Source organism: Ensifer sp. NPDC090286 (genome assembly GCF_044769565.1).
Classification (GTDB): Bacteria; Pseudomonadota; Alphaproteobacteria; order Rhizobiales; family Rhizobiaceae; genus Ensifer.
This window is the reverse complement of record NZ_JBIVYF010000003.1, coordinates 78707-104452: the sequence shown is the minus strand read 5'-3', so window position 1 is coordinate 104452 and position 25746 is coordinate 78707. Positions and strand designations below refer to the sequence as shown.

28 protein-coding genes are annotated in these 25746 nt (G+C 63.3%); 11 read left to right on the top strand and 17 right to left on the bottom strand.

What is annotated here, in order from left to right; translation table 11 throughout:
• Positions 1-163: 163 nt before the first annotated feature.
• Positions 164-766 (top strand): superoxide dismutase, encoded by a 603-nt coding sequence (locus tag ACIQUG_RS15735; RefSeq protein ID WP_043610924.1) that lies wholly within the window; start codon positions 164-166, stop codon positions 764-766.
• 84 nt (positions 767-850) lie between these two features.
• Here ACIQUG_RS15735 and ACIQUG_RS15730 read toward each other — a convergent pair whose 3' ends face one another.
• Positions 851-1546 carry a helix-turn-helix transcriptional regulator gene (locus tag ACIQUG_RS15730; RefSeq protein WP_402323109.1) on the bottom strand — a complete coding sequence of 232 codons (696 nt, stop codon included), beginning with the start codon at positions 1544-1546 and terminating at the stop codon, positions 851-853.
• A gap of 131 nt (positions 1547-1677) precedes the next feature.
• On the opposite strand from ACIQUG_RS15730, the gene ACIQUG_RS15725 reads away from it, so the two are divergent.
• The 4 genes from ACIQUG_RS15725 (at position 1678) to ACIQUG_RS15710 (ending at position 4744) form a co-directional block, all read left to right on the top strand.
• On the top strand, positions 1678-2313 hold the full coding sequence (locus tag ACIQUG_RS15725) for a LysE family translocator (RefSeq protein WP_402323108.1): 636 nt from the start codon (positions 1678-1680) through the stop codon (positions 2311-2313).
• Between the two features lie 229 nt (positions 2314-2542).
• A complete protein-coding gene (locus ACIQUG_RS15720) occupies positions 2543-2989 on the top strand; it encodes a cytochrome c (RefSeq protein ID WP_043610920.1) in 447 nt (148 codons plus the stop codon).
• A 106-nt stretch (positions 2990-3095) separates the two neighbouring features.
• Positions 3096-4010 carry a c-type cytochrome gene (locus ACIQUG_RS15715; RefSeq protein WP_402323107.1) on the top strand — a complete coding sequence of 305 codons (915 nt, stop codon included), beginning with the start codon at positions 3096-3098 and terminating at the stop codon, positions 4008-4010.
• A 59-nt stretch (positions 4011-4069) separates the two neighbouring features.
• Positions 4070-4744, top strand: coding sequence for a nitroreductase family protein (locus ACIQUG_RS15710; RefSeq protein ID WP_402323106.1), 675 nt, complete (start codon positions 4070-4072; stop codon positions 4742-4744).
• 52 nt (positions 4745-4796) lie between these two features.
• Here the strand turns inward: ACIQUG_RS15710 and ACIQUG_RS15705 are convergent, their stop codons facing one another.
• From ACIQUG_RS15705 to ACIQUG_RS15670, 8 genes are all read right to left on the bottom strand, one after another.
• Positions 4797-5384 carry a DJ-1/PfpI family protein gene (locus tag ACIQUG_RS15705; RefSeq protein ID WP_402323105.1) on the bottom strand — a complete coding sequence of 196 codons (588 nt, stop codon included), beginning with the start codon at positions 5382-5384 and terminating at the stop codon, positions 4797-4799.
• Positions 5385-5394: 10 nt separating this feature from the next.
• Complete coding sequence (locus ACIQUG_RS15700; protein WP_402323104.1) at positions 5395-5898, bottom strand: GNAT family N-acetyltransferase; 504 nt, start codon at positions 5896-5898, stop codon at positions 5395-5397.
• A 214-nt stretch (positions 5899-6112) separates the two neighbouring features.
• Positions 6113-6526: a helix-turn-helix domain-containing protein gene (locus tag ACIQUG_RS15695; protein WP_043610910.1), complete on the bottom strand. Its 414-nt coding sequence runs from the start codon at positions 6524-6526 to the stop codon at positions 6113-6115.
• A 127-nt stretch (positions 6527-6653) separates the two neighbouring features.
• Positions 6654-7529, bottom strand: a complete 876-nt coding sequence (locus tag ACIQUG_RS15690; protein WP_402323103.1) for an alpha/beta fold hydrolase — start codon at positions 7527-7529, stop codon at positions 6654-6656.
• A gap of 235 nt (positions 7530-7764) precedes the next feature.
• Positions 7765-8232, bottom strand: coding sequence for a hypothetical protein (locus ACIQUG_RS15685; RefSeq protein ID WP_402323102.1), 468 nt, complete (start codon positions 8230-8232; stop codon positions 7765-7767).
• A 105-nt stretch (positions 8233-8337) separates the two neighbouring features.
• Positions 8338-10674 (bottom strand): glucose/quinate/shikimate family membrane-bound PQQ-dependent dehydrogenase, encoded by a 2337-nt coding sequence (locus ACIQUG_RS15680; protein ID WP_402323728.1) that lies wholly within the window; start codon positions 10672-10674, stop codon positions 8338-8340.
• Between the two features lie 434 nt (positions 10675-11108).
• A complete protein-coding gene (locus ACIQUG_RS15675; RefSeq protein ID WP_402323101.1) occupies positions 11109-12614 on the bottom strand; it encodes a YdiU family protein in 1506 nt (501 codons plus the stop codon).
• A gap of 153 nt (positions 12615-12767) precedes the next feature.
• Positions 12768-13724 (bottom strand): homocysteine S-methyltransferase family protein, encoded by a 957-nt coding sequence (locus tag ACIQUG_RS15670; RefSeq protein WP_402323100.1) that lies wholly within the window; start codon positions 13722-13724, stop codon positions 12768-12770.
• A gap of 238 nt (positions 13725-13962) precedes the next feature.
• Between ACIQUG_RS15670 and ACIQUG_RS15665 the strand changes: the two genes are divergently transcribed.
• Complete coding sequence (locus ACIQUG_RS15665; RefSeq protein WP_402323099.1) at positions 13963-14577, top strand: TetR/AcrR family transcriptional regulator; 615 nt, start codon at positions 13963-13965, stop codon at positions 14575-14577.
• Positions 14578-14635: 58 nt separating this feature from the next.
• Here ACIQUG_RS15665 and ACIQUG_RS15660 read toward each other — a convergent pair whose 3' ends face one another.
• The 5 genes from ACIQUG_RS15660 to gstA all read right to left on the bottom strand — a co-directional run bounded on the left by ACIQUG_RS15660 (position 14636) and on the right by gstA (position 18709).
• On the bottom strand, positions 14636-15154 hold the full coding sequence (locus tag ACIQUG_RS15660) for a DUF1697 domain-containing protein (RefSeq protein WP_402323098.1): 519 nt from the start codon (positions 15152-15154) through the stop codon (positions 14636-14638).
• Between the two features lie 69 nt (positions 15155-15223).
• Positions 15224-17332, bottom strand: a complete 2109-nt coding sequence (locus ACIQUG_RS15655; RefSeq protein ID WP_402323097.1) for a S9 family peptidase — start codon at positions 17330-17332, stop codon at positions 15224-15226.
• Positions 17333-17480: 148 nt separating this feature from the next.
• Positions 17481-17693: a 4-oxalocrotonate tautomerase family protein gene (locus tag ACIQUG_RS15650; protein ID WP_402323096.1), complete on the bottom strand. Its 213-nt coding sequence runs from the start codon at positions 17691-17693 to the stop codon at positions 17481-17483.
• 9 nt (positions 17694-17702) lie between these two features.
• Entirely contained in the window at positions 17703-18098 is a 396-nt protein-coding gene (locus ACIQUG_RS15645) for a nuclear transport factor 2 family protein (RefSeq protein ID WP_402323095.1), read from the bottom strand.
• Positions 18095-18709: a glutathione transferase GstA gene (gene gstA / locus ACIQUG_RS15640; RefSeq protein ID WP_402323094.1), complete on the bottom strand. Its 615-nt coding sequence runs from the start codon at positions 18707-18709 to the stop codon at positions 18095-18097. Before gstA ends, ACIQUG_RS15645 begins: the two co-directional genes overlap by 4 nt.
• 137 nt (positions 18710-18846) lie before the next feature.
• Here gstA and ACIQUG_RS15635 point away from each other — a divergent pair, with 137 nt between their 5' ends.
• A complete protein-coding gene (locus ACIQUG_RS15635; RefSeq protein WP_402323093.1) occupies positions 18847-19248 on the top strand; it encodes a winged helix-turn-helix transcriptional regulator in 402 nt (133 codons plus the stop codon).
• A gap of 3 nt (positions 19249-19251) precedes the next feature.
• Here ACIQUG_RS15635 and ACIQUG_RS15630 read toward each other — a convergent pair whose 3' ends face one another.
• Positions 19252-20172, bottom strand: coding sequence for a LysR family transcriptional regulator (locus ACIQUG_RS15630; protein WP_402323092.1), 921 nt, complete (start codon positions 20170-20172; stop codon positions 19252-19254).
• Positions 20173-20319: 147 nt separating this feature from the next.
• On the opposite strand from ACIQUG_RS15630, the gene ACIQUG_RS15625 reads away from it, so the two are divergent.
• The 3 genes from ACIQUG_RS15625 (at position 20320) to ACIQUG_RS15615 (ending at position 21998) form a co-directional block, all read left to right on the top strand.
• Positions 20320-20592 carry a DUF2798 domain-containing protein gene (locus ACIQUG_RS15625; RefSeq protein WP_192447482.1) on the top strand — a complete coding sequence of 91 codons (273 nt, stop codon included), beginning with the start codon at positions 20320-20322 and terminating at the stop codon, positions 20590-20592.
• 168 nt (positions 20593-20760) lie between these two features.
• Entirely contained in the window at positions 20761-21126 is a 366-nt protein-coding gene (locus ACIQUG_RS15620) for an SH3 domain-containing protein (RefSeq protein WP_402323091.1), read from the top strand.
• Between the two features lie 113 nt (positions 21127-21239).
• Positions 21240-21998, top strand: coding sequence for a methyltransferase domain-containing protein (locus ACIQUG_RS15615; RefSeq protein WP_402323090.1), 759 nt, complete (start codon positions 21240-21242; stop codon positions 21996-21998).
• 60 nt (positions 21999-22058) lie between these two features.
• On the opposite strand, the gene ACIQUG_RS15610 is transcribed toward ACIQUG_RS15615, so the two are convergent.
• Together ACIQUG_RS15610 and ACIQUG_RS15605 are read right to left on the bottom strand one after the other, a co-directional pair.
• On the bottom strand, positions 22059-24218 hold the full coding sequence (locus ACIQUG_RS15610; protein ID WP_402323089.1) for an inverse autotransporter beta domain-containing protein: 2160 nt from the start codon (positions 24216-24218) through the stop codon (positions 22059-22061).
• 166 nt (positions 24219-24384) lie between these two features.
• On the bottom strand, positions 24385-25224 hold the full coding sequence (locus ACIQUG_RS15605) for an SDR family oxidoreductase (protein ID WP_402323088.1): 840 nt from the start codon (positions 25222-25224) through the stop codon (positions 24385-24387).
• Between the two features lie 117 nt (positions 25225-25341).
• On the opposite strand from ACIQUG_RS15605, the gene ACIQUG_RS15600 reads away from it, so the two are divergent.
• Positions 25342-25710, top strand: a complete 369-nt coding sequence (locus tag ACIQUG_RS15600; protein ID WP_402323087.1) for a winged helix-turn-helix transcriptional regulator — start codon at positions 25342-25344, stop codon at positions 25708-25710.
• The last annotated feature ends 36 nt before the right edge of the window (positions 25711-25746 follow it).

Sequence of the window (25746 nt, the reverse complement as noted above, 5' to 3'; positions counted from 1 at the left end):
ATGAATGTGCTCGAAAGTGTCATGCTTTCAAAATGATGTTGAAAGTATATTCCGTGGGTTGAGGAAAAATTGGCATTGCATCGGTTGCCTCCATGGGGGTCGGTGCCTATGTTCCCGCTCACGGATTTCCCGACGAAATTCCATGCCAAGAGGAGATGCCCACATGGCTTTCGAATTGCCGAACCTTCCCTATGACTACGATGCGCTGGCGCCCTACATGTCGCGCGAGACGCTTGAGTACCACCACGACAAGCATCACCTCGCTTACGTGACCAACGGCAACAAGCTTGCCGAAGAGGCCGGCCTCGCCGACCTGTCGCTCGAGGAGATCGTCAAGAAGTCCTACGGCACCAACCAGCCGCTGTTCAACAATGCCGGCCAGCACTACAACCACGTCCACTTCTGGAAGTGGATGAAGAAGGGCGGCGGCGGCACCAGCCTGCCGGCCAAGCTCGAAGCGGCCATCAAGTCCGACCTCGGCGGCTACGACAAGTTCCGCGCCGATTTCATCGCCGCCGGCACCGGCCAGTTCGGCTCGGGCTGGGCCTGGCTTTCGGTCAAGAACGGCAAGCTTGAAATCTCCAAGACCCCGAACGGCGAAAACCCGCTCGTTCACGGCGCCTCGCCGATCCTCGGCGTCGATGTCTGGGAGCACTCCTACTACATCGACTACCGCAATGCCCGTCCGAAGTACCTCGAAGCCTTCGTCGACAGCCTGATCAACTGGGACTACGTGCTCGAAATGTACGAAGCGGCTTCCAAGTAAGCTGCCCGTCTTCGATGCATGACCTTTGGACCCGGCGCTTGCGCCGGGTCTTTTCGTTTGTGCCGGATGCGGGTGAGGCCAGGCTCAGGCAGCCGCGGGCGGTGTCTTCCAGCCACTGACCCAGAGGTCCCTGAGACGGTCTCCTTCGCCCGGAAAATAGGCGTTCGCCGTCTGGCAATGCTCGACGCGGTCGGCGCGAAAGTTGCGGATCGCCTGGCGCAATTCGCACCAGCCGACGATGTTGGCGGTTTCCGAATAGTAGATCAGCGCGACCGGCCGGATCGTGCGTTCCGTGGCGCGGCCCATTTCGTCGCGATAGTCGAGCTCGAGCTTCTGCTCGTCGCGGATCGCCCGACGCACTAGGGCGAGATCGATGCCGGCGGGCGAGGGGGCGATCGTTCCCCAGGCATGCAGCGCCTGCGAGCGGAACGCCAATCTGAGCGGTTCGGGCACGGCGGCGGTGATCTTCTGGTTGACGCGGCCGGCGGCCGCCTTCAGCTCCTCGTCGCCGGTTCGCGCCAGCAGCGCCAGCGCCAGGGCGATCGCTTCCGTTTCCTCGATCGAAAACATCAGCGGCGGCAGGTCGAAGCCGGGCCGAAGGATGTAGCCGATGCCGCGGCCGCCCTCGATCGGCACGCGCATCGCCTGGAGTGCGGCGATATCGCGGTAGATCGAGCGGACCGTCACCTCCAGCGTCTCGGCCATTTGCGCGCCCGTAACGGGCTTTCGCGCAAGCCGGAGGATCTGGATGATCTCGAAAAGCCGTGCCGCCTTGCGCATCGAAAACCGCTCCCGTCGTCAACGCTCCTGACACTACCTTGTCAGTTGCCCGGATTTATACCATCAGCCAACGAATTGAAAAAACAGCAATTCGTCTTGAGAAATGAAAACCCGGACGACGGACAACTGACATGACCTACACGGAAAATCTCTGGCTCTTCTTCACCCTTCTGTTCGGCATCATCATCGTGCCGGGCATGGACATGGTCTTCGTCCTGGCCAACTCGCTGACGGGTGGGCGGGCCTCCGGCCTGTCTGCAACCGCCGGCATCATGGCGGGCGGCGTGCTGCATACGCTTTATGCAGCACTCGGCGTCAGCGTCATCCTGCATCTGGTGCCCGGCCTCTTCAACGTGCTACTCGTCGCCGGTGCCGCCTACATCGCCTGGATCGGTTTTTCCCTGATCAAAAGCTCGATTACCATCGGTGGTATCGAAGGCTCAGGCAAGCTCTCGCGCTGGGCGAGCTTCCGCCAGGGCGCGCTGACGAGCCTGATGAACCCCAAGGCCTATCTCTTCATGCTGGCGGTCTATCCGCAGTTCCTCAAGCCGCAGTTCGGGCCGATCTGGTCGCAGGCCCTGGTCATGGCGGCGATGATCGCTGCGACGCAGCTCGCCGTCTATGGCGGTCTTGCCCTTGCTGCAGGCCGCGGCCGGGACTTTCTGGTCGGCAGCCCCGAGACGACCGTGTGGATCGGCCGGGCCGCCGGGGCCGTGCTCGTTCTGGTCGCCGCCTTCACCGTGTGGCAGGGTTGGTCGGCGCGGTGATGCCGCCCCGGTTTCTGCAAGTATAAACATGAATATTAAAGTCATGTTATTGACGGGTTCGTGGAGATCCCGGAATTGCGCCGATCGGCGGAAATTCCCTTGTCCTAACAAGAGCATCAAATAAATGTTACTTCCGTCGAATACTCAAAATGACATCATGCCGGCGCATTGGGCATGAAGGCCAGGCAGGCAGATTCGCCGAATAGATTTCATTGACCGGGAGATCCTGATGAAAATACGCGCACTCATGTTGGCTGCCGCTCTCGCGGGCCTGGGTGTTACTGCCGTGACCGCAGCTGACGAGCCGCAGGTGGTTCGCCAGCAGGCGATGAAGAAGGTGGGTGCCGCGACCGGCGCGCTTGCCGGCATCGCCAAGGGCGAAAAGCCCTATGACGCCGAGGTGGTCAAAGCGTCGCTGACGACGATCAGCGAAACGATGAAGACCTTCCCGGACCATTTCCCGGCCGGCTCGGAAACGGGCCATGAGACTGAGGCAAGCCCGAAGATCTGGGAAAACATGGACGACTTCAAGGCCAAGGCCGCCAAGCTCGGGACGGATGCCGGAGCGGTGCTGGCACAGCTCCCGGCCGACCAGGCAGCCGTTGGCGCGGCCCTCGGCGGCATCGGCAAGGACTGCGGCAGCTGTCATGAGAGCTACCGCCTGAAGAAGAATTGATAGGCGGCAACGTCCTATCCGGCTGAATGAGGAGGCACGCGACGTCCCGCCGCGTGCCTCCATTCGTATTGAGCACGCTGTTTTCGGCAGGGTATGAGGGGAGACTATGGGTCGTCGGGCGAGAAAGCTGGTTTCGGGTCTTGTTGTGCTGGGCGTCGTCGGCGGTGCCGCCTTCTGGTGGCTGACGAAGCCGGCACCCTGGAGCGCCTCCCATTGGGAGGGGCTGGGCGAGCCGGATCTTGCCAATGGCGAACAGGTCTTCTGGGCCGGCGGCTGCGTCAGCTGTCATGCCGGCAAGGGTGCGGAAGGCGACGCGCGTCTGGTGCTTTCCGGTGGCGCACCTCTGAAGAGCCCGTTCGGCACCTTCCACGCGCCGAACATCTCGTCGGACGAAACCGCCGGCATCGGCGCCTGGACGCTCGCGGAGTTTGGCAACGCGATGACCCGTGGGGTGGGGCGCAATGGCGAGCATCTCTATCCGTCGTTTCCCTATGGCTCCTATGCGCGCATGACGGCCAAGGACGTCAACGACCTCTGGGGCTTCATGAAGACGCTGCCGAAGAGCGCGGAGGTGGCGCCGCCGCACGAACTGCCGTTCCCCTACAACTTGCGGATCGCGTTGGGTGGCTGGAAATTGCTGTTCCTGACCGACAAGCCACGCGCCGCGGTGGACGCGAACGACCCGAAGCTCGCCCGTGGGCAATACCTCGTCGAGGGGCCCGGCCATTGCGGCGAATGCCACACGCCGAGGAATGCGCTCGGCGGCTTCGAGCCGGACCAGTGGCTCGCCGGCGCGCCGAACCCGGAAGGCGAGGGCCGTATCCCCGATATCACGCCCGGATCCAAGAGCATCGGCAGCTGGAGCGCCTCGGATATCGCCTCCTATCTGGAGACGGGTTTCACGCCGGAGTTCGATTCCGTCGGCGGCTCCATGGTGGAAGTGCAGAAGAACATGGCGAAACTGACGCCGGCCGATCGCGAGGCGATCGCCGCCTACCTGAAGGCGGTACCGTCGCTGTAAGGCCTTGATCTGAGAGGCAAGGCGCGCTCAACTCCGCTTCGCAAAGAGGAGGAGACTGAATGCGCCCACACGAAACCGCGCCCTACGACCAGTGGATCGAACGCAGCCCCGAGGAGATGGTGGCGCGCGCCGCGGACTTCTATGAGGAGGTTAACCGCCGCCGGACCACGCGCTATTTCAGCGATCGCCCGGTGCCGCGCGAGGTCATCGAAACCTGTCTGAAGGCGGCCGGCACGGCACCGAGCGGTGCCAACCATCAGCCTTGGCATTTCACCGTCATCGAGAGCGCCCGGATCAAGGCCGAGGTGCGCCACGCGGCGGAAGAGGAGGAGCGCATCTTCTATCGGGACAAGGCCCCGCAGGAGTGGCTCGATGCGCTGGCGCCGCTCGGCACCGACGAAGACAAACCCTTCCTTGAGACCGCTCCCTACCTGATCGTCGTCTTCTCGCAGAAGCGCGGCGGCCCCAATCCGGGGGACCTGAAGAAGAACTACTACATCAACGAAAGCGTCGGCATCGCCACCGGCATCCTGATCACGGCGCTGCATCACGCGGGCGTTGCGACACTCACCCATACGCCGGCGCCGATGAACTTCCTCAACGAGATCTGCGGCCGGCCGGACAGTGAAAAACCGTTCCTGATCCTGGTGGTGGGCTATCCCGCCCCGGATGCGACCGTACCGGTCGCCGGCAAGGTGAAAAAGCCGCTCGCTCAGATCGCCAACTGGCTCTAGGCAGTTTTCAAACAGAAGAGAGGCCGCTTTCCGCCCCGAAACGGAAAGCGGCTTACCCGATGCTGCCGCTGTCGTCGGGCTGATGCTCCCGCCCGTAAAGTGCGAGAAAGCCGTCGAGCTCGGGTGAGCCGAGGCCAAGGCCATGCAGGATCTCGCCGGTAAAGCTGATCGGCGCCGTGCCGGCGGCGGTGACGACATGGCCGCTACGCATCGCCTGCGGCTGATCGCGATAGTGCGAAGCACCACGATAGCCGGTCAGCGCTGCAAGGCTTTCGGCGCTGTTGCCGGTGTGGTCGATGCGGTCGAGAAGGCCGCATGTCGCAAGAGCATGGACGCCGCCGCAAATGGCTGCGACCACACGCTTGTTGCGATCGAAGGCGCGGATCGTCGAGGAGAGATCGGGCGCCTCGTTCGTGTCCCAGATGGCGCCGCCGCAGATCACCAGCCCGTCGAAGCCGGCCGGATCGAGGGCATCGACCGAGAGATGCGCCGAAACGTCGAGGCCACCCATCGAGGTGACGCGCGCGCCATCGACGGTGGCAACCTCGATGTCGACGCCGAGATGGGTGCGCGCCGCCGCCATCAACAGCGCACATTCCCAATCGGCGAAGCCTTCGCACAGGACGATTGCAAGACGCATCGGCAGCTCCTCAGCCAAGCTTCTGCATATAACGCATGCCGGTCACCGGGCGAGGGACGAAGCGTTCGGATTCGTAGAAATGGTGTGCCTGGAAGTTACCCGTGGCGGCGCTGACCGAAAGGAAGTCGCAGCCGGCCATCTTCGCCTGCTCGCGCGCCTTGGCAACCAGGTGGCGGCCGATGCCGGTGCCGCGGTTTTCCGGGCGAACGAAGAGGTGATGCAGCTCCATGCCGCGCGCGCCTTCGGCTGCCCGGTAGATCGGTACCAGGATCGCGTAGCCGATCAGGCGGTTGCCGGCCTCGGCGACGAGCGCCGTGATCCAGGGCATGCGACCGAAGAGATCGCGTTCAAGCTGTTCCGGCGTGATCGGGGCGGCGTCGCCGTGATGGGCGGAAAGCTCCGCGATCATGTCGCGCAGTTCCGGCAGGTCGCGCAGCTTGGCTGAGCGGATCGTCACCATCGGCGGGCGTGTCGCCGGGGTCGCATGAAGGGTAGGGATGGCGGTCTGTAGCATGTCTCGGCTCCTCGGGTTTTCTCGCCATCAGGAGCCGTAAAAACAAAAGCCGCCTGATGGCGGCCTTGTTGAATATGATCAGCAGGCCGCTCCTATCGGAACAGCCAAAAATACACGCGGCAAATGGGTGCGTTCTTGATCATGGGCGCTAGATTGTTTGTTTTCGCACTTTTGTCAACGGGGATTTTTCAAGGCGACTAATTAAGCTGCCGCCTCAGTGTTCGCTCTCGCACATGGAATGGTCGGCGAGCGCCCGGATCACGTAGCAGTCGCCGACGGTATGGTTGCCGTCGCAGGCGACGATGCGTTCCAGTTCCTGCTCCAGCTTCTTCAGCCGCGCGATCTTCTCGCGGACCGTCGTGAGGTGCTCGCTGGCGATGCGGTCGGCTTCGCCGCAGGGGCGCTCCGGATGCTGGCTGAGGGCGAGCAGATCCTTGATCGAATCGATCGACAGGCCGAGGTCGCGCGCATGGCGGATGAAGGCCAGCCGCTCAAGCTCGCTTTTCTCGTAGCGCCGCTGGTTGCCTTCGGAACGCTCCGGTGCCGCTATCAGCCCCATCTGCTCGTAATAGCGGATCGTCGGGATTTTGACGCCGGTGCGCCGGGAGAGATCGCCGATGGAATACATGTTCGCCTCAAACCTATAGCTTCTGGAGCATTAGATAGTTGAGCCTAACCCTGTGTCAATGGCAAGGAGGAGGAGGAGGGGCCGGTCCCGGCCCCTCCGAATGCTGGACACTGCGAGCCGGCGTGGTCTAGCCGCGGTGGTTTTCGAGGAACGAGAGCAGGGCTTCGTCGAAGAGATCGCTTTCTTCCAGCTGCGGCGTATGCCCGCTCTCCTCGAAGAGCCGCACCGTCAGGTCTCTGAAGTCCGTCCGATATTCATCCCAGCTGAAGGCAGGAGCGACGAGATAGTCCGAGCGGCCGAGCGCAAGCAGCACCGGCGTCGCCAGGCTGTTCAAACCCTTTCGGATATCGATGTCGCGAAAGACCTCGCCCCAGAGATGGTCGAACACCGCATTGTTGACCGTGACATCGCGCCAAAGCGGCGCTGCGTCGAAGTCCGGTTGATGCCAGCTTTTCGCACCGAGCCGAATCAGCAGGGCTTTGAAGCGCGCCTCAGGCCGTGCGGCGATGTCGTCGCCAAGCTTGGCCATCTCCCGTTCGAAGATCGCCTTTCGCGCAGGCGACACGGTTTCTTCCCAGATCCGATCGGCGAGCGCCATGTGGCGGGCCGAATGGCTCGGGCCGGTGCCGACCATGATCACGTGGCTGACCCTCTCCGGATGCCGCTTGGCATATTCGAGCGCCATGTAGCCATGGCCGGAATGGCCGAGAATGGGGAAGCGTTCTAGACCCAGATGCGCGCGCATCCGCTCGATGTCGTCGAGCACCGTCTCGAAACCGATGTCGACCGCGGCATAGTCGGTCCGCGCCGGCGCGAAGCCGCGATGGTCGATGAAGACTAGCTGCAACCTCTCTCGAAGCGCTTGGGAGAAGGTGCGCGGGTAGTAGGTGGCGCTGCCGATGACGAGCAGCGGCATGCCGCTGCCTTCGATCCGATAGCTGAGGTCGAAGGGGCCGGCGCGAAGGCTGCCGGCTTCGGAAACAAATCCGTCTTTGGTGGTCATGAGGATGATCCTAGCGACGGCCGGTGAACGGTCATATCCATGTCAGGCGTTCAGGCGGCCGGAAAAAGCCATGCCAAAAACCGCCGAAAGGCGGCCGTGGCGTCGGTCGTTTTCTGCCGGTGAACGTCGCTAACGGATCAGGCGCATGGAACTCGGTCCTCTCTGGAGATCACTGGATATCATCGATTGTCCGAACGAGACAAGCCGATCGGCACAAGTGGCCCAAGCGGCCCAGTCAGAGGATGTCGCCGCCGCCATTGGCGATATCGGCCGTCGCCGTGTCGCGCTGTTGCTCGACACCCATTGCGCGCTCGACAGCCTTGCGGATTTCTTCTTCGGCGGCTTGCCGCTGCTCAGGCGGCATCTCCTTGAGATCACCTTCGGTGAGGCCCATTGCCTTGAGGACCTGTTCGCGGATTCTCTCGACGAGGCTCTTCTTCGCTTCGTTCAGAAACTCGTCGCCGACCGAACCGTCCGGAGCCGCCGGGCCTTCCTTGGCGGAAATCGAAGCCGTGCTCTCGCCATCCCGGGTCGCTGTCATCCACAGCGCGCTGGAAAGGGCGTTCGAGGTCGAAGGCGGCGCGATCGTCGGGGCCTGGCGTGGGCGCGCATCACTGCCGCTCTCTTCGATCGGCGCGATGGTGCCCCCCTGCTGGCGGCGCTGGGAGAAGTAGTAGCTCGAGATGCTGTTGTCGATCTTCATGGGAATCCCCCGGAATCTGTCGTCCGGGGGAAGCTGCTGTCGCGGGCTTGCGCGGAGCTTGCCGTTGCAACCTTCTAGCGAGAATTAGGGATGTCCTCTCGCGCCTCAGGGCAGGGTGTAGGCGATGATGTAGTCACCCGGCCTGGTGCCGACCGAGCCGTGGCCGCCGGCGACGATCAGCACATACTGCTTGTCGCCGACCGCATAGCTCATCGGTGTCGATTGGCCGCCGGCGGGCAAGCGCGCTTCCCAGAGCTGACGCCCGGTCGTCAGGTCATAGGCGCGCAGGTAATCGTCGACCGCGGCACCCAGGAAGGCGACGCCGCCCTTGGTGATCATCGGCCCGCCGATGCCGGGAACGCCCACCTTGAACGGCAGCGGCAGCGGCGTCATGTCCTCGACCGTGCCGTTCTTGTGCTTGTAGGCGATCTTGCCGGTCCTGAGATCGGCGCCAGCGACGTAACCCCATGGCGGCGCCTGACAGGGAATGCCGAGCGGTCCGAGGAACGGCCCCATGAAGACGCCATAGGGCGCACCGTCATTGCGGTTGAGGCCCTGTTCGGACCCTTTCTCGTCCTGGCCCTTGGGCGGAACCTGGTCGCGCGGAACGAGCCGCGAGGTGAAGGCGAGATAGGTCGGCATGCCGAACATCACCTGCCGCTCCGGATCGATCGCCACGGAACCCCAGTTGAAGGTGCCGAAGTTGCCGGGATAGACGAGCGTGCCTTCGATCGACGGCGGCGTGTAGCGGCCCTCGTATTTCAGCGACCGGAACGCGATGCGGCAGGCAAGCTGGTCGAACAGCGTGACGCCCCACATGTCCTTTTCCTGCAGCGGCGCCGGCATGAAGGTGAGGCCCGAGACCGGCTGGGTCGGGGCGGTGAAGTCCTCGGGGATCGCGCCGCCCGGCGCCTGGACCTCTTCGACCGGGATAATCGGCTCGCCGCTCCTGCGGTCGAGCACGTAGATGTCGCCCTGTTTCGTCGGGCCCACCAGCGCCGGCACGACGGTGCCGTCTTCCTTGGTGATGTCGAGCAGCGCCGGCTGGGCCGGCACGTCCATGTCCCAGAGATCGTGATGCACGGTCTGGCGCACCCAGCGCACCGCGCCGGAGTTGATGTCGAGCGCGACGATCGAGGACGAGTACTTTTCGACGTGCTCGCTGCGGCCCATGCCGAGCTGGTCGGGCACCTGGTTGCCCATGGGAACGTAGACGAGGCCGAGGCCCTCGTCATAGCTCATCACCGACCAACTGTTCGGCGAGTTTGTCGTGTAGGTTTGCCCCTCTGGAAGCGGTGTCGTCACGTCAGGATTGCCGCTGTCCCAGTTCCAGATCAGTGCACCGGTGTTGATGTCGAAAGCGCGGATGACGCCGGACTGTTCCTGGGTGGAATAGTTGTCATTGACCGCACCGCCGATGATGAGCTTGCCGCCGACGGCAACCGGCGGCGACGTCGAGTAATAGTAGCCGGCCGGATTGTATTTCATCCCCGTTTCGAGATGCAGCACGCCGTTGTCGGCAAAGCTGGTGCAGACCGAGCCCGTCGCGGCATCGAGCGCAATCAGGCGCGCATCCGAAGTTGGGAGATACACGCGTTCGGCGCAGGGGCTGCCTGGGGCTGCAGCCGGGTCGGCCCAATAGGTAACGCCCCGGCAGGTCTGGTGCTGGCGGTCCGGGTTCATGCCGGAGTTGCTGTCATATTTCCACTTCTCTTCGCCGGTTGCCGCATCGAGCGCGATCGCCCAGTTGTGCGGCGTGCAGGCATAGAGCGTGTCTTTGATCTTGAGCGGCGTTACCTGATAGGTGGTCTCCCCCACGTCGTCGGGGCGTTTGACGTCGCCGGTCTGGTACTGCCAGGCGACCCTCAGCCCCGCGACATTGTCAGGCGTGATCTGATCGAGCGGCGAATAGCGCTGGCCGTAGGCGGTGCGCCCGTACTGGTGCCATTCGTCTGGCGGTACCGAGCCGCCGAGCGGCGGATTTTCCGCGACGACATCGCTTGGCAGGTCGCCGCGGATATCGTGCGGGTCCTGCATGATCGCGTATCCCGCGACACCGACCGACACCAGCACCGCAAAGGCCAACGGCCAGGCGCTTGCCGCATAACGCTCGCCCGTCGGGCTCTCGAAGCCGAGCGGCCGGCGCACGGCAGGCAGAAGCAGCCAGAGCCCCAGAAGCACGAGGACGCCGCCGCGCGGGCCGAGCTGCCACCAGTCGAACCCCACCTCCGAGATCGCCCAGCCGAGCGAGCCGAGGATCATGAGCGCATAGAGCCAGATCGCCGCCGATCTCCGCGTGAACAAGAGCACCGCCGTCAGCAGGAAGCCGATGCCGATTGCGAGGTAGTAGGGGCTGCCGCCAAGCATGAGCAACTTGGCGCCGCCGCCGCCAAGCGCGAGGCCGATGAGAGCAAAGACGATGGCCGTCAGTACGAGCATGATGGGAACTCCCGCATCGAAGAACGGTGCCGTGGCACCTTTCCATTGCGGCGGTCCTCGCCGGACCGCGTGAGACAGGTGGGTTTCGAGGCGGCGGTCGCGCGCATGTCGCGGCCGCCCGGTCAGGCAAGGCGCTGAGCGCCTGTCCTTCTAGCACCTAACGCGCCACCTCTGCCTTTCAATAGCCACATTCCGCAACGCGGAAATTTTCGCATGCCCGCAATAAGCTTGCGCTCAAGCGAGGGACGGCCGAGCGTGAGCCACGCGCGTTGAACCGCTGCGAATAGCGCGTCGTCCGAGAGCGATCAGCCGAAAGTCTCCGCGTAAAAACAGCGGCATAGAAGGATTGGGTGAATCTGCCTGGCAGCGGATGCCCAGGGACTGCGGGAGCACAGGCATGGCGTGCCGCATTCCCGCATGGCGCCCCCCCACGGCCCCTACGTGCCACAGAAGGTGCGCTGGACTTCCTCTTGCGGGCTCGGCGGAGCCTGGTAACGGGCAAACTGCGGCTGGTCGGCATAGGGGTTGGCGGTCACTTCGACCAGGGCCTCGAAGAGCGAAAAGTCCGCATCCTCGGTCGCGGCGGCGATCGCCTCTTCGATCCGGTGGTTGCGCGGAATATAGGCCGGGTTGACCGCCTTCATGGCGGTCGTGCGTTCATCCGGCGTCGCCTGCTCGCGGCCGAGACGCTGACGCCAGTCCTGCAGCCACGGCCCGATTGCCTCGGCTGAGGTAAAGGTCGAGGCGAGCAAGGCGTCGGCGGCCGGGTCGCGGGCGCTGTCGCACAGCCGCCGGAATGTGAGGGTGAAATCCGCCTCTCCCTGATGCATGGCCGTCAGCAGCGCCTGCAGCAGGTCGAGGTCGCCCTCTTCGCTCATGGCCAATCCGATCTTGCGCCGCATGCCGTCCAGCCAGTGGCGCTGGAAGATCGCGCCGTATTCGCCGAGCGCATCGTTGGCCAGTTCCACCGCCGTATCCTGGTTGTCGTCGAACAGCGGCACCAGCGTTTCAGCCAGGCGCGCCAGGTTCCATTGCCCGATCGCCGGCTGGCTCGCATAGGCGTAGCGACCGACCTGGTCGATAGAGGAAAACACCTTCTTCGGATCGTAGGCGTCGAGGAAGGCGCAGGGGCCGAAGTCGATCGTCTCGCCCGAGATCGTCATGTTGTCCGTGTTCATCACGCCATGGATGAAGCCGACATGCAGCCAGCGTGCGATCAGCTCCGCCTGGCGCGCGGTCACCGCCTTGTAGAAGGCGAGATAGGGTCGTTCAGCGTCCTTGACCTCGGGGTAGTGGCGATCGATCGCGTAGTCGGCAAGCACCTTCACCGATTCCATGTCGCCGCGCGCTGCGAAGAATTGGAAGGTGCCGACGCGCATATGGCTTGCCGCAACCCGCGTGACGATTGCGCCCGGCAGGATCTGCTCGCGGTAGACCGGCTGTCCGGTGACGACGGCGGCAAGCGCCCGTGTCGTCGGAATGCCGAGCGCGTACATCGCCTCGCTGACGATATACTCGCGCAACACGGGGCCGAGTGCCGCGCGCCCGTCGCCGCGCCGTGAGAAGGGTGTCTGGCCCGGCCCCTTCAGCTGGATGTCGCGCCGCTTTCCGTTGCGGTCGATCACCTCGCCAAGGAGGATCGCCCGGCCGTCGCCGAGTTGCGGCACGAAGGTACCGAACTGATGGCCGGCATAGGCCATGGCGAGCGGATCGGCACCGGCGGGAAGACGGTTGCCCGAAAAGATCTCGGCGCCCTCGCGCTCGAGCGTCGCCACGTCCAGCCCGAGCTCCTCTGCCAACGGCCTGTTGAGCTTGATCAGCCAAGGCTCTGCGACGGGTGTCGGCGCAACACGCGCGAAGAACTGCTGTGGCAGGCGCGCGTAGCTGTTGTCGAAGGCAAAGGCTTCGGCATTTCCGGTGGGCGACGGGGGAGCGTAATTCATGACGATGCGGTCAACGGCTCTTGCCGGGATGTCCGGCTGCCGTCCTTTCCGCTCAAGTCTACACGAGCGATGTGGCTTTCGCGAGGGTCGCGACGAGAAGGCGCCCTCCCGCAATTGCTTGCGAGAGGGCCGGGGAGGGCGAGGCCCCGCGCCTCAGGCGCTGAGCGCCGTCGGTGGAAGGCAGGCCTCGCAGATTGCCGCGATGTGGCGATGGTCGGTGCCGCAGCAGCCGCCAAGGATGCGCAGTCGTGGCAAATGGGTCGTCAGTGTCCGATAACGCTGGCCGAGGTCGAGGGGATCCCCGGCATCCAGGGTCTCGCTGTTGTCGAGCTCGGCATGGCTCATCCTGGAGGCGTTGGCGCGGATACCGGCAATGCGCTGCGCCCAGGCGCTCCCTGTATCGAGGCTGGTCTCGAAATGATCAGGATGGGCGCAATTGACCATGTAATAGTGCGGATAGCCGCCGGTCTCCGCATCTACCGTTTCAATCGCGGCCTGAAGGGTACGGCCGTCTGGGAGCCGGCCGTTGGTTTCCACCGTGAAGGCGATCGAGCAGGGCATGCCATGGCTTTGGGCCGCCCGGGCAATGCCGGTCGCCTCGTCGATGCTGGTCAGCGTATAGGCGCCGACGATATCGGCGTCGCTGGCGGCAAAGGCCGAGATCTGTGGCCCGTGATAATCCTCGGCCTCGTCCGCGCTCATGCGGCCCAGGCGATAGCCGTCTCCGCGCGGGCCGATGGCGCCGCTCAGCACGATCGGTGCTTGCGGACGTTCGTACTCGGTGCGCAGTTCCGCCAGCATGTAGATGGCGTTCTGGTTGGCCTCGGCGAGGGCCGGGGCGTCATAGCCGAGCTTCATGCCCCAGTCGGCGCTGGCGCGCCAGGTGGGCGTGTCGAGCACGAAGCCGGTGCCGTGCTGCTGGGCGATCGCGAGGTATCGCTTGTAGTAGTCGAGCAAGCGTCGCCGCCCGTCCGCCGTCGAAATGAGCACGAAGGCGGCGAAATGCGGGAGGGAGATGCCTTCATGAAAGATCAGCGTCGTTTCGATGCCACCGTCACTCAGGAACAGTCCACCCTTCAAGAGCGGCAGGCTGCGTCTGTATTTGGCCATATCGGTCTCCACCGGTTCAGTCTTGGCTGAAGGGCCCGCGGATGCCTCCAACACCGCAGAGCCAAGTAAATTTCTGCCTTATGATCACCTTCTAAACTAGACGACTTGCGGTATACTATTGCTAATATACTAAATTACTGTCGCAAAATCAGTGACTTACTGTTCTGTTGCCGTCGCTGCGCTAGGGGCTGGCCGCCGAGTAATTGCTGGAAACCGTACCAATGGTAGGGAGCAGCTAATGCGAAAGGGTGAGGAAACGCGCGCCAGAATCCTCGACGTTGCCGAGGCGGCGGTGCTTGCCAAGGGGTTCGGCGCGACGTCGATCGACGAGTTGATCGCCGAAACCGGCATCACCAAGAGCGGATTCTTCTATCATTTCCGCGACAAGAACGAGCTCGCGCGGGCTCTGCTCGAGCGCTACATCGAGAACGACGAGCGCATCTACGACGAGATATTCGGCCGCGCCCATCAACTGTCCGACGACCCGCTGCAGGCGTTTCTCCTGGGCTTGAAGATGCTGTCGGAAATTCTCGCCGACCTGCCGAACGGCCATCCCGGTTGCCTGGTCGCGGTCATGTGCACGCAGGAGCGCGCTTTCGATCGCGAGATCCAGGAGATCAACCGGCAGGCGGCGCTGATGTGGCGTCGGCGTTTTGGCACGATGTTCGAGGCGATCATGCAAGTCTACCGGCCACGCGAACCGCTCGACGTCGACCAGTTGGCCGATATGGTCTCGACCGTGCTTGAAGGCGGCATCATCCTGTCGAAGGCGCTGAAGCAGCCTGAAAGCCTGCCACAGCAACTGCTGGTGCTGCGGTCGTTCGTCCGGTTGTTGTTCCAGCCGACGGCGTGAGCAATTCCAGGAAAAGTGTGAAGCGGTCTTCCGTTCGGAACGGCGCCTTTGAGGAGCGTCAGCCTTCCATCTCAAGCGCCATCGCAGCAAGCTTGCGCACCGTGTTGAGGTTGCGCGCCGTGCCGGACTTGGCCGCCGGCAGCTTGAACTTCGACCGGCCGGAGCCGTTCGGGAAGTGGATATAGATCTCAGTTCCGGCAACCTGGGCTTCTTCGCCATCGGGTGCCACGAGCTTGTCGAGCGCGTCGGATGGTGCCGGCTCGCGCAGGAAAACGACAAGCAGCAGATTGGGCTTGGCGTTCGGGAAGGGTGCCTGATCGGCGATCGCCTGCAATTGCGCGCCGCTCCTGATCATTACGCCCGGCGCCTTACCGAGCTTTTCCTGAAGGGCGCCGTCCAGCATTGCGGCTGCTTCTGCCGCCGGCAGATCGGAGCGGAACAGCACGTTGCCGCTCTGAATGTAGGTCTTGACGCCGGCAAAGCCGAGCCCCTCGCAGATCGCCTTGAGGTCGGCCATTGCAAGCGATCCCGTACCGCCGACATTGACGGCACGCAGCAGGGCGACGTGGACGGGCATGGCGGGACCTCCGGGGTCAGGTGAGAAAGGGACGAGGAACCCGCAAACAGGTTCCTCATCCCGATCCGTTTACATCTTGCCGGCGACCTTGATGGCAAAGGCGTATTCGAAGGCGATTTCCTCGAGCCGCTGGAAGCGGCCCGACGCGCCGCCATGGCCGGCATCCATGTTAGTCTTCAACAGGATCGGCGCGCTGCCGGTCGTCTTCTCACGCAGCCGCGCGACCCACTTCGCCGGTTCCCAATAGGTGACGCGCGGATCGGTGAGGCCGCCGAGCGCCAGGATCGCCGGGTAGGACTTCGCCTCGACATTGTCGTAGGGCGAGTAGCCGGCGATGATGTCGTAGAACTCCCGGCTCTCGATCGGGTTGCCCCATTCCGGCCATTCCGGCGGGGTCAGCGGAAGGGTGTCGTCGAGCATGGTGTTGAGCACGTCGACGAAGGGGACGGCCGCGATAACGCCGGTGAACTTCTCCGGCGCCATGTTGGCGATCGCGCCCATCAGCATGCCGCCGGCCGAGCCGCCTTCTGCGACGATCTTCGCGTAGGACGTGAACTTCTGTTGATTCAGATAGTCAGCGGCAGCGATGAAATCCTTGAAGGTATTGGTCTTCTTGGCCATCTTGCCGTCTTCGTACCAGGCAAAGCCGCGATCCTTGCCGCCGCGGATATGGGCGATGGCATAGACGAAGCCGCGATCGGCAAGCGACAGGCAATTGGTGTTGAAGCCGGCCGGAATAGTGATGCCATAGGCGCCATAGCCATAGAGCAGGCAGGGTGCCGTTCCGTCGAGCGGCGTGTCCTTGCGGTAAAGCAGCGTCACCGGCACGTCGGTGCCGTCCCAAGAGGGCGCGAAGACGCGGCGGGTGACATAGTCGTCCGGGTTGTGGCCCGAAGGCACTTCCTGGGTCTTCAAGAGCGTGCGCGCGCGCGTCGCCATGTTGTAGTCGAAGAGCTGCGACGGCGTGGTCATCGAGGAATAGGAGAAGCGGATGACGTCGGTGTCGTATTCGGCAGCGCCCGAAAGACCGAGCGAATAGGCTTCTTCCGCAAAGGCGATCGCATGTTCCTCGCCGGTCTTGCGGTCGCGGATGACGATCTCCGGCAAGCCTTCGCGGCGCTGCAACCAGACGAGATGGCGGGCATAGGCCATGTGGCTGAGGACCAGCGTGCCCGGCTTGTGCGGCACCACCTCGCGCCAATTCTCCTTGCCCGGTGCCGTAACCGGCGCTTCGACGATCTTGAAGTCCTTGGCGCCATCGGCATTGGTGAGGATGTAGAAGACGTCGCCGCCTTCGGTCATTGCATATTTGAGGCCGGTGACGCGCTCGGCGACGAGCTTCGGCTCAGCCAGAAGATCCTTGGTCGAGAGCAACCGGTACTCGCTGGTCTCGTGATCGTGGATGTCGATGTAGATGAAGTCGTCGAGCAGCGAGCCGCCGACCGACATGAAGAAGCCGGGATCGGTCTCCTCGAAAACCAGCCGGTCGTCGGCCTGGGCGGTGCCAAGGATATGATGGAAGATCTTCGACGGGCGGTGATTGTCGTCGAGCACCGTGTAGAAGAAGCTCTTGCCGTCGGGCGCCCAGGCGCCGCCGCCACCGGTGTTCGCGATCACGTCTGCCAGGTCTTCGCCCGTTGCTAGGTCGCGCACCCGGAGCGTGAAATACTCCGAACCCTTGTCGTCATAGCCCCAGATGCCGAGGCGGTGGTCGGTCGAATGGTCGAGGCCGCCGAGGCGGAAATAGGCCTTGCCTTCCGCTTCCTTGTCGCCGTCGAGCAGCAACTGCCGGATCGCCTCGTCCTTGTGGTCGCCGTCACGGGGAATGCGGAAGTAGCGCGGCTGTTCGCCGCCGGTGACATAGGCATGACCATAGGCGAACGGACCGTCCTTGACCGGGATCGAGCTGTCGTCCTCCTTGATGCGGCCGCGCATCTCGGAAAACAGCGTCTTCTGCAGTGCCTTCGTGTCGTCCATCGCCGCGTTCATGTAGGCGTTTTCGGCCTCCAGATGCTTGCGGATATCCGGATCGAGGATCGAGGGATCCTTGAACATCGCCTGCCAATTGTCCGCGCGCAGCCAGGCATAGTCGTCAGTGCGGGTAATGCCGTGGCGCGTGTCGCTGACCGGCTTCTTTGCGGCGACGGGAGCTTTGGGGAGGTTGCTGAATACGGACAAGATACGTCTCCGGGATCAATGCGGCGGGAGACAATGAGATAGAGACCCTGTCGAAAGCGATCAAGCGCAAAGCGGTGGCCCGACGGCCGGTGTGCCATCGGACGACCGCATCGCCCCTTGCCCGCAGCGGGCAAGGGGCGTCGCTCGGCTAGGATTTTTCCTTGGCTTTTCGTCGATACGCATCGACTGGCAGCCCGCCGACACCCCAGTCTTCAAGCGCCACTTCGTCGATGACGACGAACGTGGTGGCGGGATCCTTGTTGAGCACGGTCTGGAGTAGATCGGTGACACCCTTGATCAGGGCTGCTTTCTGCTCGGCGGTTGCACCCTCGCGGGTGATCTTGATGTTTACGTAGGGCACAAGCTTCTCCTATTGCGCTGATGCGATGTCATAGTGGAACACCTTGGCGATGATCTGCCAGCGGCCGTTAAGAAAGACCAGCGACAAAAAGTCGGTGAAGGCCTTCTCGCCGATGGCGCATTGCACCTTGGCAAACGCGGTTACGGGGCCGGCGAACTCGATCGAAAGAATACGGTCGATGCGCGCTTCGCCTCGGCTTTCGGGCGAGGGACGTTTTTCGACGATCGGAAAGTACCTGTCCATGTCGAGTTCGAGCAGGGTTCCGTCTGTCGCGGTGGCATAGAGCGCCTTCGGGTGGAAGACCTGCCTGAGAATGTCGGCATCGCTGCGATAGAGTCCGTCGAAGTAGCGTTGGAGGACGTCGATGACGGCTGTAAACTGCGGATCCTTCGGTGACGCACTCATGCCGCGACCAGGCCTTCCGCCTGCATTGCGCTGCGCACGGCGGGACGTGCGCCGATCCGTTGCATGTAGGCGGCGAGGTGCGGCCATTGCGTGAGCGCGATCCCGGTGGCGCCGCTCCAGTTGACGACCGTGAAGAGATAGGCGTCGGCGACGGAGAAGTCCTCCCCGAGCAGGTAAGGGCGCCCGTCCGCAAACAGGCTTTCGACATGGCTGAAGCGCTTCGCCACCTGCAGCGTGGCTGCCTCCTTTGCCTCGGCGGATGCGTTCGGGTTGAACAGCGGCGAGAAGGCCTTGTGCAGTTCCGATGCGATGAAGTTCAACTGTTCCTGCAGGCGGGTGCGCGCCAGCGTGCCGTTTTCAGGCGCAAGCTTCGCCGCCGGAAAGCGATCGGCGATGTACTGTACCACGGCAGCACCTTCGGTAACGACTTCGCCGCCTTCCAGCACCAGCGCCGGCACGTAACCCTTGGGATTGACCGCCTTGTAATCCGAACCGGTCTCGGTGCGATGCGTCTTGGTATCGACCCGGACGATCTCGAAGTCGGCGCCGGCCTCGTGCAGGCTGATATGGGGGGAAAGCGAGCAGGCGCCGGGGGCGTAATAGAGCTTCATGATCTGGTTCCTTCTGAAATGATTGCCCGTTTGTCGAGGACGGTGGAACCTAAGCCGAAGCGATAACCTTTGTATATCAGATAACCTTATGTTACCTCCCTTTCCGGTTTCCCGGCGGTAACTGGAAAGTTTTGCCCATGAGCTTGAAAATTCGGAAAAATCGGGCTGCGGCCTTGCCGCCGAACTGCCCGGTCGGCGAGTGCATGGTGCTGCTCGGTGGCGCATGGACGCCGAACATTCTCTGGTCCTTGAGCGCCGGCCCGCGCCGCTTCAGCGAACTCAGGATCGACGTGCCCGGCATTTCCGCAAAGGTGCTGAGCACGCGGTTGAAGGAGCTTGAGGAGAAGGGCGCTGTCGAGCGGCGGATCATGCCAACGTCGCCGCCTTCCGTGGAATACAGCCTCAGTGAGCTCGGCGCGGAGTTCATCCCGGCCATCCACGCCATCGTCGAGGTCGGCTATCGGCTGAAGCAGCGGCGAGGCGTCGAGGTCGTGCGCAAGGAAACGGCTGCCGCTGCGGTCCCGGTCACCGGTGGGTAAACCCTACCACCGCCCCTTCAGGCTCTGCACCGCATGCTCGATGAACGCGCGCACCTTCGGCGTTTGCGCCTGGCGGTCGGCAAAACAGGCGTAGAAGTCGAAGGGCTCGTGGTCGGTGCTGGCCAATCCCTCCTGCGGCAGTTCGCCGAATAGCGGCACCACCAGCCCGCGTTCGATCAAGGGCGCTGCGATGAAGGCGCCGAGCCGGGTGATGCCGGCGCCGGCGATCGCCATCTCGGCGAGCGTGTCGATATCGTTGCTGACGATCGTCGCCTTCAGTTCCGGCTCGAAGCGCAAGCCGTCGCGGGTAAACGCCCAGCGAAAGATCCGACCATGCCCGGCGTAGCGGTAGACGAGGCAATCGTGGTGCACGAGATCTTCCGGCCGCTGCGGGCGGCCGCGTCGCTCCAGATAGGCGGGGGCTGCACAGATGATCATCGGCACGGAGGCAAGCTTGCGGGCAATCAGCCCCTGTTCGAGCTGCAGGCCGAAGCGCACACTGATGTCGATGCCTTCGCCGATATGGTCGATCTCCCGGTCGGTGACGACGAGCTCGATCGAGACATCCGGGTACCTGGCGGCGAAGGAGGGAACGAGCGGTGCCACCACATGCCGGCCGAAGGCGACGGACGAGGCAATCTTGAGCGGCCCGCGTGGCTCGGCGCTGAGTGCCGATACGGCGGCGGCGGCAAGCTCCAGCTCGTGTACGACGCCGCGCACCCGCTCGTAGTAAATCCGCCCGCTCTCGGTCAGGCCCAGCTGGCGCGTGGTACGGCTCAAGAGCCGGCTGCCGAGCGTGCGTTCCAGGCGGGCGATGTTCTGGCTCGCGGAAGCGGGTGTAATCCCGAGCTTTCGCGCCGCCGCGGCGATGCTGCCTTCCTCGACGCTTCTCACGAAACTCTCGACGCCGCGCAAAGTGTCCATAATTCAATCCATCGAATAAAAACCTCTATTCGATGGTTTTGCCTGTTTCTGAACAAGGCTGCAATGGTCTACCTGGCTAAGACGCGATCCGTATAGTGCGGCCAGAAACGAGGGGGTGGTCCCCTCGATCAAACCAGGAGACTTCCGATGGAAGATACCCTATCGGCGCCGCGGCTCGCGCGCAGCCGCAAGCTGCCGCCGCGCGCGGCGCCCATTGCCTTCGCCTTCTTCATGTCGGCGATCATGGCGTTCCTGATGTGCTGCGTCATCGTCGGCGCCAACACCGGCATCGACGCCGGCTACCCGGCCCGCGTGCTCGGTTCCTACGCGCTTGCCATGCCCGTCGCCTTTTTCTGCGTGCTCATGGTCCGCCCCGTGGTCGCGCGGCTTGTCGGCGTCGTCTGCCGCCTGCCAGGCTGACAAAGCCCCGTCCCGGAAAACCGGGACGGGCGGCTTCGCTCAGGTCGTTCTCGCATAGGGGCGGCATTCCCGTCGTAAAATCCATTCAGTTGCAATTCAGGCGAGGGGCCGCATTCTGTTTCCTGCCGCAACAACCGGCGGCCTGACCAAGGGGCAATCGAGATGGGTATGTTCAACAAACTGATGCCGGCGGCCATCCTGGCCGGGGCGCTCTCCGCTGCACTTCCCGCCACCGCAAGCACGTTCGCCGCCTGGGAAGTGTCGGGTGTCGACTGGAACGACGTGCTCAACGCGCGGGCCTGGCCATCCTCCTCCTCGGCGATCCGCGCCGGCTATCCCAACGGCACGAAGTTGCAGATGACCGGCCGCTGCATGAACGGCGTCGATCTGAAGCGCATCGCCCGTTGGTCGGTTTCTGCCCAGCGCCAGGCCGTGCGAGCCACCTGGTGCCAGATCTGGCACGATCCGCAACGCAATGGAAACTGGCAGGAGGGCTGGGTCTACGGCAAGTTCATCCGGCCGGCGCGCTTCTGACGCGTTTGGTCGGCGACGATAAACCGTAGGCGTGGCCGGCAAACAACAACCCCTGGTCACGTATTCCCGTATAAGACGCGGCGTTGCTTTGTGTTATCGGGAGCTGAGGTATCGTGAACAATACCTATGGTAGACTTGCCTCTCATGTTTATAATTTAGACAAATATATTGGAAAGTCCTTCGGCGACATCGAGTATTACCGGCAGAGGCTCGACGGCCGTCGTGGGCCGATCCTGGAACCGGCTGTTGGCAACGGTCGAGCGCTGATCCCGTTGCTGGGGGCCGGTTTCGATGTCTCCGGGTTTGATGCTTCGCAGGACATGCTCGACTATTGCCTCGCCCAATGTGCTGGCCGCGGCTTAGCGCCGGCCCTGTCGCGCCAGACCTTCGAGAGCTTCACCTATGACAAGCGTTTCGAGGCGATTGTCGTGCCCGCTGGTTCCTTGCAGCTGATCGCCGATCATGCAGCGGCATCGGCCGTATTGAAGCGCTTTTACGATCACCTGGCACCGGATGGTCGGTTGATCTTCGATCTCTACCCGGGCGACATGGTCGCGGACCTGCAGCCGAATGTGCGCAGCTGGCAGACGGAGGCGGGCGAGCTTTTGACCCTTACCAGCCAGCGGGTGAAGACCGACATCATCGGTCAGACGACCGTATCCCACCTGCGTTACGACCTCTGGCAAGAGGGTCGGCTGGAGTCGAGCGAGCTTGAATTCTTCACCATGCGCTGGTGGGGCGTTCAGGAAATGGCGCTGACGCTACAGGCGGCCGGCTTCGTCGATCTCGTCGTTTCCGGCGACTACACCTTCGGCCGTGCTCCAAAGGACGGTGACCATGTCGTCACCTTCGAATGCCACCGCCCGGCATAGTGCACCGAAGCAAACCGGCAAAAAGAGCCACGCCCGGTCGCCCGGGCGTGGCTTCGGCTATCAGCGGCAACGGGCCGCGGCGTTGCCCTGGTCGAGCTTGACGCCGTTGACGGTCAGAACCGAGCCCGGCGACTGGGTGATCGTCCCAGCCGACCAACCGTTGTCGAGCAGGCAATCCTTCGGCGTGTTGGTCACGCTGACATTGCCGGTGACGTCTTCGGCCGGGCCCGAGAAGTAGAGGCCGGCCTTCCCGGCCTTGTCGACGGTCATGTTCTTCAGCACGATGTCGCGCACCGGTCCTCCAAGGAACTCGAACTCGTTGCCGTAGATGAAGGCGCCATAGGTGCCGGCATTCGTTACCTTGACGTCCTCGAGCGAAATCCCCGAGACCGGATTGAAGAAGATGCCGGCGTTGCGGGTGCCGTCGACGGTCAGTCCCTTGACGTTGACGTTGGTCGTCGTCGCATCGAGGTTCGGGCTCGAGACCAGCATCAGCCCGTTGATGCCGCCAAAGAGCCGCATGTCGTTGATCGCGACATTGGAGGTGCCCTGCAGCACCACGAGATCCATGTCCCGGTCCTGCTTGGCATTGTCGACCGTCACGCGGTTGAGGCTGACATCCTTGCCGGCGACGAGCAGCACGCCTTCGCGGCGGGAGTTGCTGATCGTCACGTTATCGAGCGTGACGTTTTGCGTGCCGGTGACCAGTTCGTAGTCGGTCCGTCCGACTTTCCTGAACTCGCCGCCGGCAAAGACCCCATAGGTGACCTTGTCGATGACAGTATCGCGCACCGTCACGTTGCGGCTGCCGACGGAGCTGACAGCGGCATAAGGCGCCTTGTTCGGATTGTAGATCGAGAATTCGCAGGTCGTGTTGTTTTCGCAGATGTAGAGGTCGTGGATACGGCTGTCCTGGACCAGCGCGCCATCGACCCGCGTGAAGCGAATGCCGTCATGGTTGGTTGCAGCAATATCGACATTGTCGACGGTGACGCCCTTGGCGTCGGTCGCCGATATCCCAGCAAGTCCGCCGCGGACCGAAAGCGACGAGATCGTGCTGCCCGACGCCATGGCGATGACGTCCTGGGCCGGGTTGTAACCGGTGATCGTGGTGGCCGCGCCCCGGTTGATGAAGGTTGCGGTCGCGCCGCTGCGCGCGCCGCTAACGGCAATTGCGCCGCCGCCGCCAAGGAGCGTCTGGCCGTTGCCGAGCGCGAGTGTCCGGTCGAGACCGAGGTTGCCGTCTGCAAGGATCAGCGCGTCGGCGCCGGCAGCGCCGATCAGGGCGTTGATGTCGGAGGCATTGCCCGAGGCCGATGAAACGGTCACCACCCGGCCAGCGTTACGGTTGGTGCCGGCAAGCTGCGCGGCCTCGACGTCGCCTGTGGAGCCGGCATGGGTGCGGATGCGCGTGGCGCGCTCGACACGCTGGGTCATCGGATCAAAGGCGTCGGCGGTCGAGCCGGTCGCGCCGAACGGGATGCGCAGCCGTGCCATGACAGCGCCCTTCAGCTTGTCCTCGTTGTCATAGGTGCCGGTCACGCCGAGCGAGACGGTCGATCCCTCGGAAAGACCCGGCAGGTCGGCAAAGGTCAGTTCTGCACGCAGCTTGGCGCCGAACATGTCGCCGAGGTTGCGGCCGCCGTACCAATAGCTGCCGCCGAAAACCTTCAGCTGAACGTTGGAGTCTTCGGCAAAGACAGGCAGGCGCCCGCCGATTTCGGCGTCGATGCCGCGCCGCGTCCGTTCCTTGCCTTCCTGGAAGACGAGCACGTGGTCGCGCACATAGGCGGTATTGAAGGCGCTCAGCGTCTTGGCGCCGGTCAATGGCAGGTAGAAGTTGCTGCGCATTTCGAGGTCTCCGCTGAGCGCCTCGAGGCCGAAGGACAGCTGGCTGAAGGAATTGCCGTAGTCGCTCTTCAGATAGTCGTAATAGCCGTAGCCGCCGATGATCCACTGGTCGTTGGCGCGGAAGCGATAACCCGCACCGATGGAGCCCTGGCGGACGGAGTCATTGGCAATGGTCCCGCGTGTATCGATGAAAATCGCATTGCCCGAATCGAGCACGAAGGGGAGGAAGAAGCCGCCGCCGGCAGCTGATCCGCCGCTGAAGAAGCCGCCTTCGATTTCCGCCTGCGGACGAAAATCCACCGCCAGCGCAGGGCTCGAAAGAAGTGTGCTGCTTGCCAGGGCAGCCGCAAGAAAATTCTTATTTTTCATATTATTAACTCCGCATGTATGCGGCCTTGGGCGAGGCCGGTTGGGCATGCGGTTAAAATATGTGAGTATAATACTCAAGTTTATTGATCGGTTGTCGGCAAACTATCCAGCGGCGTGTTGACGCAGGCCGCCCGGGTGTGGACGGGCGGCCATCGTGTGGGGCCGGTCAGGCCTTGAGGGCCTCGGAATTGTCCCTGGCGTAGGTTTCCAGGCTGTGCGGCTCGTGGCCGGTCAGCGTCTTCACATCGCCGGTCGGGTTTGCCACCCAGCCTTCGCGCACGGGATGGAAGATCGAAGCGAGGAAGCGGGCGTAGTCTTCGGGCACGCCAGCGCCGACCAGCATGCCGACGAAGGTCCCGTCATCGACCGGCGTGTAGGCGACCGGCTTGCCGGTCACGCGCGACAGGATCGCTGCCGCATCGCCATAGCTCAGCGCTTCCGGCCCGGTGAGGTTGAAGGCGCGGCCGTTGAAGGTGTCGCTCGTCAGCGCTGCCACGATGCTTTCGGCGATGTCGCGGGTGTCGATGAAGCTCGTCTTGCCTTCGGCCGCCGGAACCGCGATCGCGCCGTGGCGGATACCTTCTATCCAGTAGCTCTGGAAATTGTCGGAAAACCAGTTCGGCCGCAGGATGACAAAGGGCGTCCCGGTTTTCTCGAGCTGCAACTCAAGCTGGCGATAGGGGATGTTGTCGTCCGCATCGACGCCGATGACGGTCATCAGCACAACCTTGATGCCGCGCGCGGCAGCGGTGGTCATGATCGGTCCGACCAGCCCGACCGGATCGAGATATCCCGCCGGTGTCAGCACGAACAGGCGGTCGACGCCTTCGAGCGCCGGGCCAAAGGTCGCAGCATCCTCGTAGTCGAAGGCGACGGCTTCCGCGCCGTCGACGGCTGTCGCCTTGCGGGACGCGGCCTTGACCGTCTCGCCACGCGCGACCAGTCCCCGTACCACCTTGCTGCCGATCGTTCCGTTCGATCCGAGAACCAGAATCTTGCCTGCCATCGTTTTCTCCTAAGTATCCAAATGAAACCATGTTGCGAATGGATACTAGATATTCGTGCGGGAAAATGCTGTAAAGGAGGCAGTTTTTGGTGACATGGTTTCCGCCCGGAAACCGCGATGGGGTGCCCGATGGAGTACGACGTCTATATTCAGACCTGTCCGACCCGCCTGGTGCTGGACAGGCTTGCCGACAAGTGGGCCGTGCTGGTGCTCGGAAAGCTCGATGAACAGCCGGTGCGCTTCAACCAGTTGAAGCGCGAGATCGACGGCGTCTCGCAGAAGGTGCTGTCGCAAACCTTGAAGAAGCTGGAGCGGGACGGGCTCGTCAGCCGCAGCGTCTTTGCGACGGTGCCGGTGACGGTGGAATATGCGATCACGCCGCTCGGCCGCACACTGACCTCGACGGTCGCGGCGCTGACGCACTGGGCGGAGGAGAACATAGAGGCCGTGCTGCAAGCCCAGCAAAAATACGACCGCAGCGCCTGAGGCGGCTGCGGCCGGCAAGTTTGCCACGGGCGCAAA